This is a genomic window from Janthinobacterium aestuarii, assembly GCF_046113285.1.
Classification (GTDB): Bacteria; Pseudomonadota; Gammaproteobacteria; order Burkholderiales; family Burkholderiaceae_D; genus Janthinobacterium.
This window is the reverse complement of record NZ_CP142524.1, coordinates 5,028,344-5,043,493: the sequence shown is the minus strand read 5'-3', so window position 1 is coordinate 5,043,493 and position 15,150 is coordinate 5,028,344. Positions and strand designations below refer to the sequence as shown.

The 15,150-nt window shown below is 60.2% G+C and carries 15 protein-coding genes and 1 tRNA gene; 9 read left to right on the top strand and 7 right to left on the bottom strand.

Features of this window, described 5'->3' with window-relative positions:
- The first annotated feature begins 16 nt into the window (after positions 1–16).
- From dusA to OX462_RS22710, 6 genes are all read left to right on the top strand, one after another.
- Positions 17–1,012, top strand: a complete 996-nt coding sequence (gene dusA, locus OX462_RS22735) for a tRNA dihydrouridine(20/20a) synthase DusA (RefSeq protein ID WP_409027123.1) — start codon at positions 17–19, stop codon at positions 1,010–1,012.
- Positions 1,012–1,473, top strand: a complete 462-nt coding sequence (locus OX462_RS22730; RefSeq protein WP_409027122.1) for a hypothetical protein — start codon at positions 1,012–1,014, stop codon at positions 1,471–1,473. The genes dusA and OX462_RS22730 overlap by 1 nt, the downstream gene beginning before the upstream one ends.
- Before the next feature lie 536 nt (positions 1,474–2,009).
- A complete protein-coding gene (locus OX462_RS22725) occupies positions 2,010–3,764 on the top strand; it encodes a methyl-accepting chemotaxis protein (protein ID WP_070311563.1) in 1,755 nt (584 codons plus the stop codon).
- A 60-nt stretch (positions 3,765–3,824) separates the two neighbouring features.
- Positions 3,825–4,172, top strand: coding sequence for an energy transducer TonB (locus tag OX462_RS22720; RefSeq protein WP_070311571.1), 348 nt, complete (start codon positions 3,825–3,827; stop codon positions 4,170–4,172).
- Positions 4,173–4,340: 168 nt separating this feature from the next.
- Positions 4,341–4,913 (top strand): hypothetical protein, encoded by a 573-nt coding sequence (locus tag OX462_RS22715; protein ID WP_409027121.1) that lies wholly within the window; start codon positions 4,341–4,343, stop codon positions 4,911–4,913.
- 150 nt (positions 4,914–5,063) lie between these two features.
- On the top strand, positions 5,064–5,447 hold the full coding sequence (locus OX462_RS22710; protein ID WP_070311565.1) for a hypothetical protein: 384 nt from the start codon (positions 5,064–5,066) through the stop codon (positions 5,445–5,447).
- A 516-nt stretch (positions 5,448–5,963) separates the two neighbouring features.
- Here OX462_RS22710 and OX462_RS22705 read toward each other — a convergent pair.
- The 3 genes from OX462_RS22705 to OX462_RS22695 form a co-directional block, all read right to left on the bottom strand.
- Positions 5,964–6,413, bottom strand: coding sequence for a hypothetical protein (locus OX462_RS22705; protein WP_409027120.1), 450 nt, complete (start codon positions 6,411–6,413; stop codon positions 5,964–5,966).
- A gap of 259 nt (positions 6,414–6,672) precedes the next feature.
- Complete coding sequence (locus OX462_RS22700; RefSeq protein ID WP_070218193.1) at positions 6,673–7,332, bottom strand: FxDxF family PEP-CTERM protein; 660 nt, start codon at positions 7,330–7,332, stop codon at positions 6,673–6,675.
- A gap of 328 nt (positions 7,333–7,660) precedes the next feature.
- Positions 7,661–9,766 (bottom strand): TonB-dependent receptor family protein, encoded by a 2,106-nt coding sequence (locus tag OX462_RS22695; protein ID WP_409027119.1) that lies wholly within the window; start codon positions 9,764–9,766, stop codon positions 7,661–7,663.
- A gap of 287 nt (positions 9,767–10,053) precedes the next feature.
- Between OX462_RS22695 and OX462_RS22690 the strand changes: the two genes are divergently transcribed.
- From OX462_RS22690 to OX462_RS22680, 3 genes are all read left to right on the top strand, one after another.
- Positions 10,054–10,500, top strand: coding sequence for a response regulator (locus OX462_RS22690; protein ID WP_162995554.1), 447 nt, complete (start codon positions 10,054–10,056; stop codon positions 10,498–10,500).
- A gap of 151 nt (positions 10,501–10,651) precedes the next feature.
- Positions 10,652–11,038, top strand: coding sequence for a BPSL0067 family protein (locus OX462_RS22685; protein WP_070291164.1), 387 nt, complete (start codon positions 10,652–10,654; stop codon positions 11,036–11,038).
- An 8-nt stretch (positions 11,039–11,046) separates the two neighbouring features.
- Positions 11,047–11,502 (top strand): STY0301 family protein, encoded by a 456-nt coding sequence (locus tag OX462_RS22680; protein WP_409027118.1) that lies wholly within the window; start codon positions 11,047–11,049, stop codon positions 11,500–11,502.
- Between the two features lie 82 nt (positions 11,503–11,584).
- Here the strand turns inward: OX462_RS22680 and OX462_RS22675 are convergent.
- The 4 genes from OX462_RS22675 to OX462_RS22660 form a co-directional block, all read right to left on the bottom strand.
- Positions 11,585–11,660, bottom strand: a tRNA-His gene (locus OX462_RS22675).
- Positions 11,661–11,793: 133 nt separating this feature from the next.
- Positions 11,794–12,639, bottom strand: coding sequence for a glutamate racemase (murI, locus tag OX462_RS22670; RefSeq protein ID WP_409027117.1), 846 nt, complete (start codon positions 12,637–12,639; stop codon positions 11,794–11,796).
- A gap of 66 nt (positions 12,640–12,705) precedes the next feature.
- Positions 12,706–14,247, bottom strand: a complete 1,542-nt coding sequence (locus OX462_RS22665; RefSeq protein ID WP_086144995.1) for a fumarate hydratase — start codon at positions 14,245–14,247, stop codon at positions 12,706–12,708.
- A gap of 78 nt (positions 14,248–14,325) precedes the next feature.
- Positions 14,326–14,940, bottom strand: a complete 615-nt coding sequence (locus OX462_RS22660) for a YqhA family protein (protein ID WP_070291168.1) — start codon at positions 14,938–14,940, stop codon at positions 14,326–14,328.
- Between the last annotated feature and the right edge of the window lie 210 nt (positions 14,941–15,150).

The following is a 15,150-nucleotide window of genomic DNA, read 5'->3' as shown; positions in this document are numbered from 1 at the left end:
TGTTTTTATTGATCCTATGACTACGTCCTCCCTGCCCTCCCGCCGCCTGTCCGTCGCCCCCATGATGGACTGGACCGACCGCCATTGCCGCAAGTTCCACCGCGAAATCACGCGCCACACCTGGCTCTACACCGAGATGGTGACGACGGGCGCGCTCGTGTACGGCGACGTGGAGCGCCACCTGCGCTTCAACGAGGAAGAGCATCCGGTGGCGCTGCAGTTGGGCGGCAGCGACCCGACAGACCTGGCCACCAGCGCCAAGCTCGGTGAGCAGTGGGGCTACGACGAGGTCAACCTCAATTGCGGCTGCCCGTCCGAGCGCGTGCAAAAAGGCGCGTTTGGCGCCTGCCTGATGGCCGAACCGCAACTGGTGGCCGACTGCGTGAAAGCCATGCGCGACGTGGTCGACATCGACGTCACGGTCAAGCACCGCATCGGCATCGACGACAGCGAATCGTACGACTTCGTGCGCGACTTCGTCGGCACCGTGGCGGACGCCGGCTGCAAGACGTTTATCGTGCATGCGCGCAATGCCATCCTGAAAGGCCTGAGTCCGAAGGAAAACCGCGAAGTGCCGCCCCTGAAATACGATTACGCCTACCGCCTGAAGCGCGATTTTCCCCAGTTCGAGTTCATCATCAACGGCGGCATCAAGACCCTGGACGAGATCGACCTGCATTTGCAGCACCTCGATGGCGTGATGCTGGGCCGCGAGGCGTATCACAACCCGTACGTGATGGCGCAGTTCGACCAGCGCTACTACGGCGACGACACGCCCGTGAAAACGCGCGAACAGGTGCTCGAAGCGATGATTCCGTACATTAGCGCGCAGCTGGAAAAAGAAGCGGGGCGCTTGAAACTGAACAGCGTCACGCGCCACATGCTGGGCCTGATGCAAAATCTGCCCGGCGCGCGCGGCTTCCGCCAGACCCTGTCGGACTCGAAGAAGCTGGCCTCGGGCGACCCCCGTTTGCTGCTGGAAGCGGCGGCGCGCCTGTCGCTGCCCGCGTAATGGACGCCTGCCACGGCCTTGCGCGCGTGATCGAAGGCTACTTGCTGGCCGTCAGCGCCTTGAAGGATGACGGCAGCTTGTTTCTTTGCGAGTATCTGGGACCCGTCGCGCCGCAGGCATCGCTCGATGCCTTGTGCCGCGCGCTGCGGATTGCGCCGACGGGCTTGTCCTTGCAGCCGCTCGAGAGCGTGGTGTGCAGCGGCATCGCCTGCACGCCGCGCCAGTGGTTGCTGGAGCGTATTCGTCCCATGAGCGAGGCGGACCGCCAGCCGCTCGATGCGCGTTTATATGACGGTTTCGAGCGAGAACTGGTCGAACTGCTGCGCGGCGAGCCGCGCTGGTATCAATTGGTATCATCTGGCCAGATCAGCCTGACCGGGCAATTGGGCGCCATCTGGAGCGTCTTTGTCTTTGGCACAGAGTGCCACGCCTATGTGATGCATTGCAGCTGGGACAGCTGAGCCAACTTGTCTATACCGCTGCTTCTACGCAGTGGTATTGTCCGTACTCCCCCTTCCTCTGAGCACCTCTTCCAAAACGATGCAATATGGCTACGCCATGTGTTGTAAATGCGCCGTTTCGGCGCACGCCCGCACTGCCATGGGGCATTTCTAAGAGGCAAGAATCGGCGTTGTTGCCATTTCCCCGAAGAAAGTTAATCTGCCATTTATTCAGGTACTTATTGCTTGCTTTGAGGCAAAATTTACACCTATAATTGATTATAGACAAATATTTCTCATATGAATGTTTGATGTTGATCTCATATCATCAGTGTCAAAAATTCAGCGTGTGGAGCAAGTTTGCATTCGCAGTCACTGGCTGTTTCAGGGCTGGCGAAGGACCAGGAAGTACCCCAGGCTGCGTGCAGCCGGATACCGCCAGCATACCAATGGGTAAGGGCGGATACCGGTGTACCGCAGCCTTCGTCTTGTCGTGCCGGGCAAAAAATCCTTATCAATAGTTTCATTTACGAAGAGCCGAAATGAATTTAGCAAAAATGAAGGTTGGTACCCGCCTGGGCCTGGGTTTCGCCCTGGTACTGGTTCTGCTGGTGGCCGTGACCGTCCTCGGCATCGCGCGCATGGCGCAAATCCAGGAACGTCTCGATCACGTGATCAATGTCAACAATGTCGTCACCCGCCTGGTGATCGATATGCGTGGCAACGTCAGCGACCGCATCACCTCGCTGCGCATCCTCACCCTGATGACCGACGCGAGCGATATGGAGCCGGAAATGGCGCGTATCAAGACGCAGACGAGCACCTATCAGGAAACGCAGAAGAAGCTCGAAGAGAAATTCGCCGTCGAGTCGACTGCCGAAGAAAAAACCCTGCTCGCCTCGATCAAGGAATACGAAGCGGCCGCCATGCCGGCCATCGCCAAGGCATCCGCACTGTGGATGGCCAACGATGCGGAAGGCGCCACGCGCGTGATGATCAAGGAAATCCGCCCGGTGCAGAAAAAATGGATGGAAGCGCTGGAGCAGCTGGCCACCCTGGAAGACAAGCTCAATGAACAGATGCAGTCGGATGCCCGCAAGGCCTTCGACAGCGCGCGGCTGTTCATGATCATCCTCGGCGTACTGGCCGTGGCGATGGGCGTGGCGGCGGCACTGGTGATTACCCGCGGCCTGCTGAAACAGCTGGGCGGCGAGCCTGACTACACGGCATCGATCGCCGGCAGCATCGCCAATGGCGACCTGTCGATCGGCATCCACACCCAGCCATCGGACAATTCCAGCCTGCTGGCGGAAATGAAGGAAATGCGCAACAGCCTGGTGGGCATCGTCGGCCAGGTGCGCGTCGGCACGGAAACCATCGGCACGGCCTCGCGTGAAATTGCCGACGGCAATATCGACCTGTCGTCGCGCACGGAAATGCAGGCCAGCGCGCTGGAAAAAACGGCGTCCGCGATGGAAGAGCTGACCTCGACCGTGAAACAGAATGCGGACAATGCGCGCGAAGCGAACAAGCTGGCCGCGACCGCGTCGGACGTGGCCCTGAAGGGCGGCTCCGTGGTGTCGCAAGTGGTTGACACCATGAGCTCGATCAACGAGTCGGCGAAGAAGATTGTCGACATCATCGGCGTGATCGACGGCATCGCCTTCCAGACGAATATCCTGGCGCTGAACGCGGCCGTGGAAGCGGCACGTGCCGGCGAGCAAGGCCGCGGCTTTGCCGTGGTGGCGTCCGAAGTGCGCAACCTGGCCCAGCGCTCCGCCGGCGCCGCGAAGGAAATCAAGATCCTCATCGACGATTCGGCCGAGAAGACGGAACGCGGTACGCGTCTGGTCGGCCAGGCTGGCGTGACGATGGGCGAAGTGGTCGACAGCGTGCGCCGCGTGACGGACATCATGAGCGAGATCGCCAGTGCCAGCCAGGAACAAAGCGCCGGCATCGAACAGGTCAACCTGTCGATCATCGAGATGGACGGCATGACGCAGCAAAATGCCGCCCTGGTGGAACAGGCAGCCGCCGCGGCGCAAAGCCTGCAGGACCAGGCTGCCGAACTGGCGCACGTGGTCAGCATCTTCAAGCTGGTCGAAGGCGAACAGAAACCGGCAGCGGCGTCTGTGCCGGCGCCGGCCCCCGTGGCTGCCGCACCAGCGGCCGTGCGCAAGCCGGCGCCCGCATTGCGTCCGGTGAAATCGCTGACCCGCAAGACCGAAGCGGCCGCTCCCGTGGCTGCCGCGGCACCACGCAAGGCGGCAGGGGCCGGCAGCACCAGCAATGACGAGTGGGAAGAGTTTTAAGCGCGATCAACAGCGCACAGGAAGTTGTAATTACCGTATCTGATAATCATGGGGAAGCACATGTTTGAGAATAAGCGTTTGATGAGTGTTGCAGCATTCTTGCTGGTGTCGGTTTCTTCCGCAGCCTTCGCTGCCGAGGTGCCCGCGTCGTTCGATGCCAAGAACTGCAAGGCCGACTATCCGAAAGCCTCGTTGATGAACGAAGAGCAGGGCACCGTGTCGATGTCCTTCCTGGTCAATGCCGATGGCAGCGTTGCCGATTCGAAAGTCGAGAAGAGCAGCGGCTTCAAGAACCTGGACAAGGCCGCCATCAAGGCCCTGTCCGCATGCAAGTTCAAGCCGGGCACCAAGGATGGTTCCCCTGCGCAAACCTGGACCAAGGTCGACTACGCCTGGAAGCTGGACTGATCCACGCACTGCCGGGAGCGCGGCTCCCGGCATGACCGTATCCGCTACGGGCGGCGCCTGCGAGGGTGCCGCCCGTATTGTTATGTGCGGCAGCCAACGGCGCTGCCGCCCCCGATTCTGTTACCCTCGAAACATACCTTCGGGATATCCCACCACAAGAGGCCTACCATGCAGCGCATCCTGACACTTTCTTCCCTGGCGGCCACCGGCTTGCTGCTTTCCGCCTGCGCTTCCCTGGGCACGCCTGTGGGCTTGCAGGCGGGGCAGACCGTCGCCGTCGTCAACAGCCTGAGCTGGGACAATCCCCTGACGGGCAAGCGCGACGGCGTGCGCACCAGCTGGCCCATCAAGGATGGCAAGATTGCCCCTGAATATTTTCCGCTGGCGCAATTGAAGCAATGCGAGGCCGGCGGCAAGGCTTGCAGCTGGGGTGTGATGCGGGCGCAGCGCAGCGCGCCGAAGCTGGCCTATGCGGACGGCGGCGTCGCCCTGGCCGTGAACGTTGCGATCGACGTGGCGCGGCGCCAGGATGCGCGCCAGGGCGAGACGCAAACGGCGATGGCGATACCGCAGGACGTGGCGGCCCTGGCGGGCAAGCAGCGTGTGCAGCCCAGCTGGAAATTGAAGTATGGCAAGGTCGAGCAGGTCGAGCTCGATTACGGCGTGCGCTACCAGGTGTGTGTGCAGCGCTACGATGCCGCCGGCAAGGCCATCGATAGCTGCGCGATTCCATTTATTTGAGGAAACATGCCGCGCGGGGCGCTTGTGGCGCCATTGCCACATTTCATGTTGCGGCGTGCGTCGGGGTGTAACAATCGGTAAAAGCACAGCAAAGCACGGCGTAATTTCTTATAGTACTTACTCGAGGTAGTACATATTAGGAGAATTGCGATGAAAACCCTGTTGGCAGTAATTTCGCTGGCCGCTTTGGGTGGCTGCGTCGTGGCCCCGCCCGGGCCCGCGTATTACGGTTCGCGCGCGCCGCAGGGGGCCTACAATCCCTATGAATGGCATACGGTCTCGTCCGAGCCGGTGCAGTCGGGCCGCGTGATGAGCGCGCCGCGCGTGGAATACACGAATGAGCCCGTCTACGTGCAGCAGTCGCCTGTCTACGTGCAGCAGCCCGTGTATGTGCCGGCGCCCGTGTACGCGCCGCAACCGTATTATTACAATCCGCCCGTATCGATCGGGCTGGATTTCATGTTTGGCTTTGGGCGCTATGGCGGACGCCGCGGCGGCTGGGGCGGGCATGGACACTACCACGGCCGCCGCTAGACGCGGGGCGTAGTCCTTCTGGCGTGAGAAAGCGCGTCGTGCTTCGTAAAGCACGGCGCGCTTTCTCATTGGCGATGACGAGCAGCGCCGCGAAGCTGAATCAGTGGAAATATACCGAACTCTGGTGCAGCACGTCCGCCGAGCACAGGATATACATCGCCGCCGCTGCCAGACCTATTTGCAAGGCGCCAAAGCTGATCGGGATGAGGCGGGACATGTCGTACTCCTGAATGGTGTGAGGTGGGTTGTCAGGCTTTCATCATAGGTCGAATAAATGCTCTCGGGCATCGGATGAATGTCCGCCACGATGTAGGACAACACCTCGTCGCTGAGGCCCCGCCTCGCTCTCCGGCGGCCTAAGTAACCCCCAATAAATTATTGCGATTTCTGACTTCTATAACCGGCGCTCTGCGGTGTTGCCCACTGCTAGCAGCGTTCGCACTGCGTCGCAGCGGGCGCCTTGCATAGCATCCGGTTCTATTCGTCATAACTTCACAATAATTTCCTGAGGATTACTTAGCGGTTTTTCCAGCGCAGCACCGGCTCTTCCGGCGCCGTGTCCGGCACGTTCGAAATCGCCAGCCAGTGCGTCAGGCGTTCCGGATGCTTGAGATTGATGCCCATGCCATCGATGATGCCGACCTGTTCCAGCATGCGCGCGTCGATCTTCGCCTTCGACACCGTGGGTGCGCCCATGACCATGCGGTCATATGCCTTGCGCGCCTTGTGTTCCCATTTGTGCAGATTGCTTTCGTCGAAGCGGTTCGCTTCGAAGTACACGGTCAGGGTGCCGTCGAGGTTGCCGAAGCCGACAATGCCCGCGCCCTTGCGGATGGTGGTGGTGTTGCTGATGTCGAATTCCGCCGTGGGCACGAAAATGCCGGCGCGGCCATCGATGTCGGGACGTCCCACGGGTGTTTCCTTGCCGTAGGAACTCGTTTCGGTAATGGTTTTTTCTGCGGACATGGTGCGTGTGTGGTGGCCGTGCCGGGAGCGCAATCGGGTCCGGCAGCGCCAGTCATCCTGTTCAAAAAATGCGTGCTGATGATCAGGGCGGGGTAGGGGCCCTGGCGGAGCGATGCTTGGCATTGCTTGATACCCCGCTATTGTAGCGCCAATTTAATTCCTTTGGGCAACATTTAATGCTGCAGTGCACGCTTCTTCGGACGAGAAAAAGCCGTCCGGCCAAACGGCGGGACGGCTGTTGCGTGGCGTCTGTCCGGACTCAGGCGGCTGTCTTGCGGCGTGCCATGAAACCCAGCAAGCCCAGGCCCAGCAGCATCATGGCGTAGGTTTCAGGTTCCGGCACGGCGGCCGTCACCGAGACGTTGTCCAGGTAGGAACCATAGGTCGGTGCGGAGACGGGGCCGATCGATTCGAAACGCAGCAGGCTCGACGAGCCGAGTGCGGTCACGTTCTGGCTGTAGGTTTGCCACACGCCGCTCGTGTTGCCGATCAATGCCGTTGGCGTCAGCAGGGTCGAACCCCAGTAGACATTCATCAGGCTGTTCGCGCCGCCCGCCGTATCGGGACGACCCGAGTAGGCAAACGACAGCGCATAGGTGCTGCCGGCCGTGGTGGCGATCGCTTGCGATACCGACGTCAGGCGGTCCGTATTGAGTTCCAGGTATTGCGTGCCGCTGGCGGCGACGGGGTTGAATCCGCCCTGGCCGCCTTGCGTGGCGCCTTTCTGGATTTCAAAGGCCGAATTGCCGCTGGCCGATGAAGTCCAGCCTGTCACGCTGCTGAGCGGAGCCCAGGCTGAGGCGATGACATTGTTTTCGAAACTGCCATTGACCACCAGTTCGGTCGCGGCGTTGGCGGCGCCAGCGGTGACCAGGGTGGCCAGTGCGGCGATCTTCAGGAGGGTGGCTGGCGTTTTCATGGGTTCTCGTTTGATTGGTTAAAAGATAATTTGATTTCTTAAATGACATTTAAAGAATATCACCAAAACTCACAAAAAGAACACGCGCTCGCTAAAATTATTTGCAATTGTGAAATCATTTGTGTCTACATGGAAATTAATTTCTATGGTGAATGAATTGCTGTGAAGCTCCAAGGCGAACGCAAGCTTGGAGTTACTTGCGTCACGGTATTTTTGTGACATCGGGACGTAAAAAAACTGCATCGTAACAACAACGATGCAGGTTTTTTTCAGGTAACTGCCGTGCGTAGCGGCATATCGATTCGATAGGCGCCCGCGTGCGCAGGCATCAGAACGCCAGGCGGCCCTGCAGGTAAACCATGCGCGGCGCGCCCACCAGCTTGCCCAGGTTGCCGTCCGAGGTGCGCGTGAAGTAGCGCTTGTCGGCGAGGTTGTTGACGCCGGCGACCAGTTCCAGGCCCTTCTGGCCCGGCACTGTCCATTTCACCTGCGTGTTCCAGGTACGGAAGCCGGGAATGACGCCCAGGCTGCCGGCCGCGTTTTCCGCCACGGTATTCGCTTCGTCGGCGAACTGGCGGCTCTGATGGCTGCTCGACAAATCAACACCCCAGGCGCCCAGCTGATAGTGGACGCCGACGGTATCCGTGGTGCGCGAATAGAAGGGCACGTCGTTGCCCGCGTTCGCACCATCCTGCAAGGTTGCCTTGGTGTAGGTGTAGGTGGCATAGGCGTTCAAGCCGGCCAGCGGGCCGGACTTGTCGAAGTGGTAGTCGACGGCCGTTTCCAGGCCGCGGTGGTGCGTGGCGCCCACGTTGTAGAAGACGACGTTCTCGCCGCTGCCGATGGATTGGATCTGGTTGTCGAACTTGATGTTGAACAAGGTCGCTTCGGCCGACAGCTGGCCGCTCTTCCAGCGCGCCCCCAGCTCGGCTGTTTTCGCCAGTTCCGGTTGCAGCGGGTTCTTGCTCGACTGCGCATTGAGCTGCGTATTTTGCACGGCGCCAAACGAGCTGTTGTAGTTGCCGAACAGGGTCACGTTGTTATTGAGCAAGTAGGCGACGTTCAGCGAGGGCAGGGCCTTGTTGTTGAGCAGTTCGATCTTCTGGTCGACCGGCAAATGGTTGAAGCGTTCCGTCTTGATGTGTTCGTAGCGTACGCCCGGTGTGATGCGCCAGGCGTCGATGGCGATCTTGTCATCGATATACACGGCCTGCGCATCGGTGGCATTGTCGGCAAAGCGCGTCGGCTTTTGTTGCACGCCGCTGGCGATGATCACATTGTAGATGGCCTCGTCGGCGCGCTCGGCCAGGTAGCGGTAGCCGACGGTGACGTCCTGTGTGACCTTGCCGGTAATAAAGCGCTGCGTGTAGCGCGGCTCGATGGCCGTCGTTTCATAGTTGCGCGGCTGGTGGCCCAGGTTTTTTCCGCTGATCAAGGTGCTTTCGCGCGAGCTTTTGTTGTAGTAGGCGCGCACTTCGAATTCCTGCGTGTTCGACATGGCATTCAGGTAGCCGATGTCGAAGGCCTTGCGCTCGCCGCTCCAGAAGTCGGTGGGGCGCGTGTTCTGGAACGGGTCCTGCTTGTATTGTGCCGCGGTCAGGCCGCCCGGCGTGCGCGACGTTACGTCGTAGTAGGACAGCTTGCCGTACACCTCGGCCGTGGGGCTCAGGTCGTAGCGGAATTTCAGGGCGAAGTCGTTGACTTTTTCATCGCTGCCCACGCGCCAGTCGCTGCCGCGGATGCCGGAATACAGCACGGCCAGGCCCAAGCCGCTGTCGAGCTGGGTACCGGCAAAGACGCTGGCCTGCGTGTTGTGGCCCACTTCGCTGTACGTGTTGTAGCGCACCGTGGCGTCGCCCGTGATGCCTGGCGCGGTGGGCACGCGGCGCGTCTTGAAGTTGATGATGCCGCCCACGTTTTGCGGGCCGAAGCGCACGGCGCCGCCGCCGCGCACCACGTCGACCGTCTCGACATTGGCCAGGCTGACGGGCGCGAACGACAGTTGCGGCTGGCCATACGGCGCGACCGACATCGGAATGCCGTCAAGTAACACCGTGCTGCGCGGCGAATAGCGTCCGGCCAGTCCGCGCACACCGATGTTGAGCGAAATGGCGCTGCCCGCGCTGCCCGAATTGTCGCTGATCTGCACGCCGGGAATGCGGCGCATCACGTCGCTGAGGCTGGTTGCACCCGAGTTCTCGATGTCATCCTTCTGCACCACGGTGCGGGCGCCCGCGAAATTCTTCGTGCTGGCGGCCATGCTGGTGCCCAGCAAGTTGCTGCTGACCTGAATCGATTCGAGGATGGGACCGGCATTCTCAGCGCTATTGGCGTCCTGCGCCTGCGCGGCAAGCGGAGCGCCCAGGCAGGCGAGGGCGATGGCCAGCGCGCACGGGCGCAGCGAAAAGGGCAGTGTGACAGGTGTGGCAGCCATGCATGGATCTCCGTAATGACAATGTTTGCGCGGGCAATCGGGCGGCGCGACAACATCGTGGCGTGGACATCCGGCGCAAGGGGATAAGAATGATAATGATTCTCATTTTATCCGTCAATTGCGCAAACTGCGTAGGATGGGCTTTGCCTGGAGAAAGGCGGGAAGTGTTGCTGGCGCGGTACAGGAAGGAGTTTGGATTGCCGCTTGGCACCATTGCTGGGGTGCGGCGGCATTTTGCGTGCTTCTTGTATACTGCCGCTTTTGCAGCCGTCAGACGTGAACGTACAATGAGCCAGACAACTGAAACGACACCAGGCGATTCCTCCGTGGAACGCCGCCAGGGCGACCAGCCGGCAAGTGCTGCGCGCAAATTGAATCTGCTGGTGGTCGACGACAACCAGGAAGTGGGCGAATCGCTGGCCATGCTGCTCGAAGCGCTGGGCCACCATGCGGTGGTGGTGCGCAACTGGCAGATGGCCGTCGAGCAAGTCAAGCTGTGCGTGCCCGACGCCGTCTACCTCGACATCGAAATGCCCGGCATCAGCGGCATCGAAATCGGCCGCCGCCTGCACCACAATCCCGAGACGGCCAACGCCGTGCTGATCGCCGTCACGGGCCACAGCCTGCCCATGTACATGGACGACGCGCTGGCCGTGGGCTTCCGCCACTTCCTCGTCAAGCCCGTGCGCCTGGACGACCTGGCGACGACGGTGCAGTCGGTGCTGGCGGGATAGGTATCCTGCAGTAAAAGACGAAGAGGGCCGGCTGCATGCCGGCTTTTTTGCAAGAATGCGCCTGGGATTGGAAAAACAGTTGTGCTTGCTTAAAAGCGCCGTCCCTGATCCGGCATAGAGTGGCATGACATCTATCTCAAGGAGATGATTCATGCCCTATATTTATTCCAATGTCGCCGAGTTGAAAGGCAGGCCCGTTGTCGGTAGTCGCCACTGCGTCGCTTTGGTGCAGTACTATGCTCGCGCGCCAGTCACGGCAAACTGGCGCGAGGGCGAAGCGGTGTTGGGGAACGCCATCATCAAACCGGGAACCGCGATCGCCACATTTGTCAGGGGGCGTTACCCGAACCGACCACATGGCAATCATGCCGCCTTGTTCATCGGCCAGGCGATAGGCGGGATCTATATTGCAGACCAATGGAAAGCCGACGGCAAGACCGAAATTTCGGTGCGGCTGATACGCTCGCAAGGCAAGGACAAGCGCGGTAATTACATCCACGCCAGCGATAACGCCGATGCATTTTCCGTGATTGAATGAGGTTGGTCATGGCATACTCAAAAACGACAATGGCAGCACGGATCTGCTGGCCTGCAATGGCACTGCTGGCCATATCGTGCCAGCAATCGACAGCCAGCGCCGCGCCCGTTGCCTGCCCAGTATCGATTTCCCAGGGTTCGCTGCAGCTTGCCGATGTACCGCAAGGCTGGACCAGCTATGTCGGTTCGCCACTTTACCTGCATGCGGCGGCGCCGATGAACGGGCCACCGGAGCAGTTGGGCGAGCTGTCGGACTTCCGGCAAAAGCGCTTGAAAAAAGGTTGGGTAGATACTTATCGGCTCGATGGCAAGTTTCCGGAGGGGAAATGGCTGGCCTGTCGTTACGGCGGCACGGGTCAGCTGACTTTGGCGATGCGGCTCGACGACAGTATCGACAGCTGTACTTTTACTTATCGGCAAGGTGAGCATGTCGGTGAGCGCAACATCGCCATCCTGTGCAGATAGTCATGGTGTTTGATTTACGCCATAAAAACCTGCTCTGAAATAGAAAAAGCCCGGTTCGAAAACCGGGCTCTTCTTTATTCTGTGGGGTGGCTGATGGGGCTCGAACCCACGACAACAGGAATCACAATCCTGGACTCTACCAACTGAGCTACAGCCACCACTGTCTTACTTGCCTGTTTAGCTGTTTTGCTGAACAGGTGCCGAATTATACAAAGAACTCGGCAAAGTGGCAAATCTAAATGCAGTCTTTTTTAAAGAATCGAAAGATTGCATGAAAACGCCTGTTTTCGCTCACACGGACAGGTGTTCGACAGGCGGGTGCAAGTCCAGCAAGCCGGCGAAGGCTTGCGCCAGGGATTCGACCTTGGCCGTCGTGTAGCCCTGCAGCTGGGGCGCATTGTTGTTGATGCGGCGTAAGCTTGCCGCGTCGAGCAAGCGGGCAAGCTGGCGCGCCACGGCGTCGCCCGTGTCCACCAGCGTGATCGTTTCCTGCGTATGCGCGCGCACCGTGCGTACGATGGCGTCCTGCACGAAGGGGTAGTGCGTACAGCCGAGCACGAGGGTGTCGACGCCTTGTTCCAGCATGGGCGCGATGTAGCGTTCCAGCATGGCGCTGGTGGCGTCGAGCGGGTCGTTGCCCAGCTCGCACTGCTCGATGCGGTCGGCCAGGCCTATGCAGGGCTGCAAGATGAACGTGGCGCCTGTGGCTGCGCTCACCTGCTCGCGCAGGGCCAGCAGCTTGTCGCCGCGCAAGGCGCGTTCCGTGGCCAGCACGGCGATCTTGCCGTTGCTGCTGATGGCGGCCGCCGGTTTCAAGCCCGGTTCGACGCCGACGATGGGCAGGTCGGGGTAGCGTGCGCGTAGCGCCTTGATGGCGGCGATGGTGGCCGTGTTGCACGCCACCACCAATGCTTTCGCGCCTTGCTGCAACAAGAAGGCGGTGATCGCCAGCGAACGGTCGATCACTTGCTGTTCCGTCTTGTCGCCATACGGCGCATAGGCGGAATCGGCAAAGTAAATCAAATCTTCCTGCGGCAGCTGCGCGCGGATATGGCGCAGCACGGACAGGCCGCCCACGCCGGAGTCAAAAATGCCGATGGGCGCGTCTGGGCGGGCAGTGCTTGCAATAGAAGTCATATAAAGCCGAAGAAGATAAAAAAACGCCGCGCTGTGTTGCCGCGCGGCGTCTATGGTAGAGCTTGTTTAAGCAACCGTCACGGGAATCTTGCTCACGCTATTGAGTTGCTCGATCTTCGCCTGCCACTCTTTCGGGCCCGTGTTGTGCACCGACGTACCCTTCGCATCGACGGCCACCGTCACCGGCATGTCGACCACGTCGAATTCGTAGATCGCTTCCATGCCCATGTCGGCAAAGCCCAGCACCTTGGCGTGCTTGATGGCTTTCGACACCAGGTAGGCGGCGCCGCCCACGGCCATCAAATAGGCCGACTGGTGCTTCTGGATCGATTCGATGGCGACCGGGCCGCGTTCGGCCTTGCCGATCATGGCGATCAGGCCCGTCTTTTCCAGCATCATGTCGGTGAACTTGTCCATGCGCGTGGCGGTCGTCGGACCGGCCGGGCCGACGGCTTCGTCGCGCACCGGGTCGACGGGACCCACGTAGTAGATCACGCGGTTTTTAAAATCGACCGGCAATTCTTCGCCCTTGGCCAGCATGTCCTGGATGCGCTTGTGCGCGGCGTCGCGGCCCGTCAGCATCTTGCCGTTCAACAGCAAGGTCTGGCCCGGCGTCCACGAAGCGACTTCTTCTTTCGTCAGGGTGTTCAGGTCGACGCGCTTGGATTTTTCCGTGTCCGGCGTCCAGTGCACTTCCGGCCACGACGACAGCGACGGCGGCGTCATGTAGGCAGGGCCGGAGCCGTCCAGCACGAAGTGGCCGTGGCGCGTGGCGGCGCAGTTCGGGATCATGGCGACAGGCTTCGACGCGGCGTGCGTCGGGTGCATCATGATTTTGACGTCGAGCACGGTCGTCAGGCCGCCCAGGCCTTGCGCGCCGATGCCCAGCGAGTTGATCTTGTCGCACAGCTCGATGCGCAGTTCTTCCAGCTTGTTCTGCGGGCCGCGTTGCTTCAGCTCAAACATGTCGATGTCTTCCATCAACACCTCTTTGGCCATCAGCATGGCTTTTTCGGCCGTGCCGCCGATGCCGATGCCCAGCATGCCGGGCGGGCACCAGCCGGCGCCCATGGTCGGCACGGTCTTCATGACCCAGTCCACCAGTGAATCGGACGGGTTCATCATGATCATCTTGGATTTGTTTTCCGAGCCGCCGCCCTTGGCAGCGACTTTCACGTCGACGGTATTGCCTTCGACCAGTTCCATGTGCACGACGGCTGGCGTGTTGTCCTTGGTGTTCTTGCGGTCGAAATGCGGGTCGGCCACGATGGAGGCGCGCAGCTTGTTGTCGTCGAAGTTGTACGCGCGGCGCACGCCTTCGTTGACGGCGTCGGTGACGGTGCCGCTGAAACCTTCGAAGCGCACGCCCATGCCGATTTTCAGGAAGACGTTGACGATACCCGTGTCCTGGCAGATAGGACGCTTGCCTTCCGCGCACATGCGCGAGTTGGTCAGGATTTGCGCGATCGCATCTTTTGCCGCCGGGCTTTGCTCGGCCGCATAGGCGCGCGCCAGGTGCTCGATGTAATCAGCAGGGTGGTAGTAGCTAATGTACTGCAACGCTGCGGCGACGGATTCGATCAGGTCTTCTTGCTTTATGACAGTCATGGTGTTCTCGCGGTGGATAAGAAGGGTAAGACTTTGATGCTGTTTGCTGTTTGCTAATCAGTATGGGAGCGCCAGAACTTAGTGGGGCGCCCTGGCTTGGTTCTGCGTCACCGTCATGATGCGGTCCGTGTACGCAATCGCCATCGCCGACAGGATGAAGACCATATGGATCACCGTTTGCGCGATGATCACTTCGATCTTGTACGAGTTGGCGTTGATAAACGTCTTCAGCAGGTGGATGGACGAGATGCCGATGATGGCCATCGCCAGCTTCGTCTTCAGCACGGACGCATTCACATGCGACAGCCATTCCGGCTGGTCCGGATGGTCGTCGAGGTGCATGCGCGAGACGAACGTTTCGTAGCCGCCGATGATGACCATGATCAACAGATTCGAGATCATGACCACGTCGATCAGGCCCAAGACCACCAGCATGATGGTCGCTTCATTGAGCTTGGTCGGCAGGGCGCCGCCCGGTACGGCCACGGCCGTCAAGACGTGCTGCAGGGCCGCATCATTGCCGAATACGGCGCCGATCAGGTCCGACAGTTCCACCCAGAAATGAAATACGTACACGCATTGGGCAAGGATCAAACCCAGGTACAGCGGCAGCTGCAGCCAGCGCGACATGAAGATGAAGGCGGACAGGGGATGCAGTTTGCTATGTTTGGGCTTTTGTAAGTGGTCGATCATCTGGAGTTTCCTGGGGGTAAATACCAATTTTTGGTATGCCCGACATTTTACACTTGCTGCTGATCACTGCGCATGCCCTCGATTTGGATTCTTGGGCTTGATGAAACACAAAGCGACGCCAACTAATTGACTTGTTATCAGTTTTTCCATCCAGAATGCTGGGCGGCGCGCGCTTGACGCCCGTCGCCGGTGGCGATTATGGTTAGAATG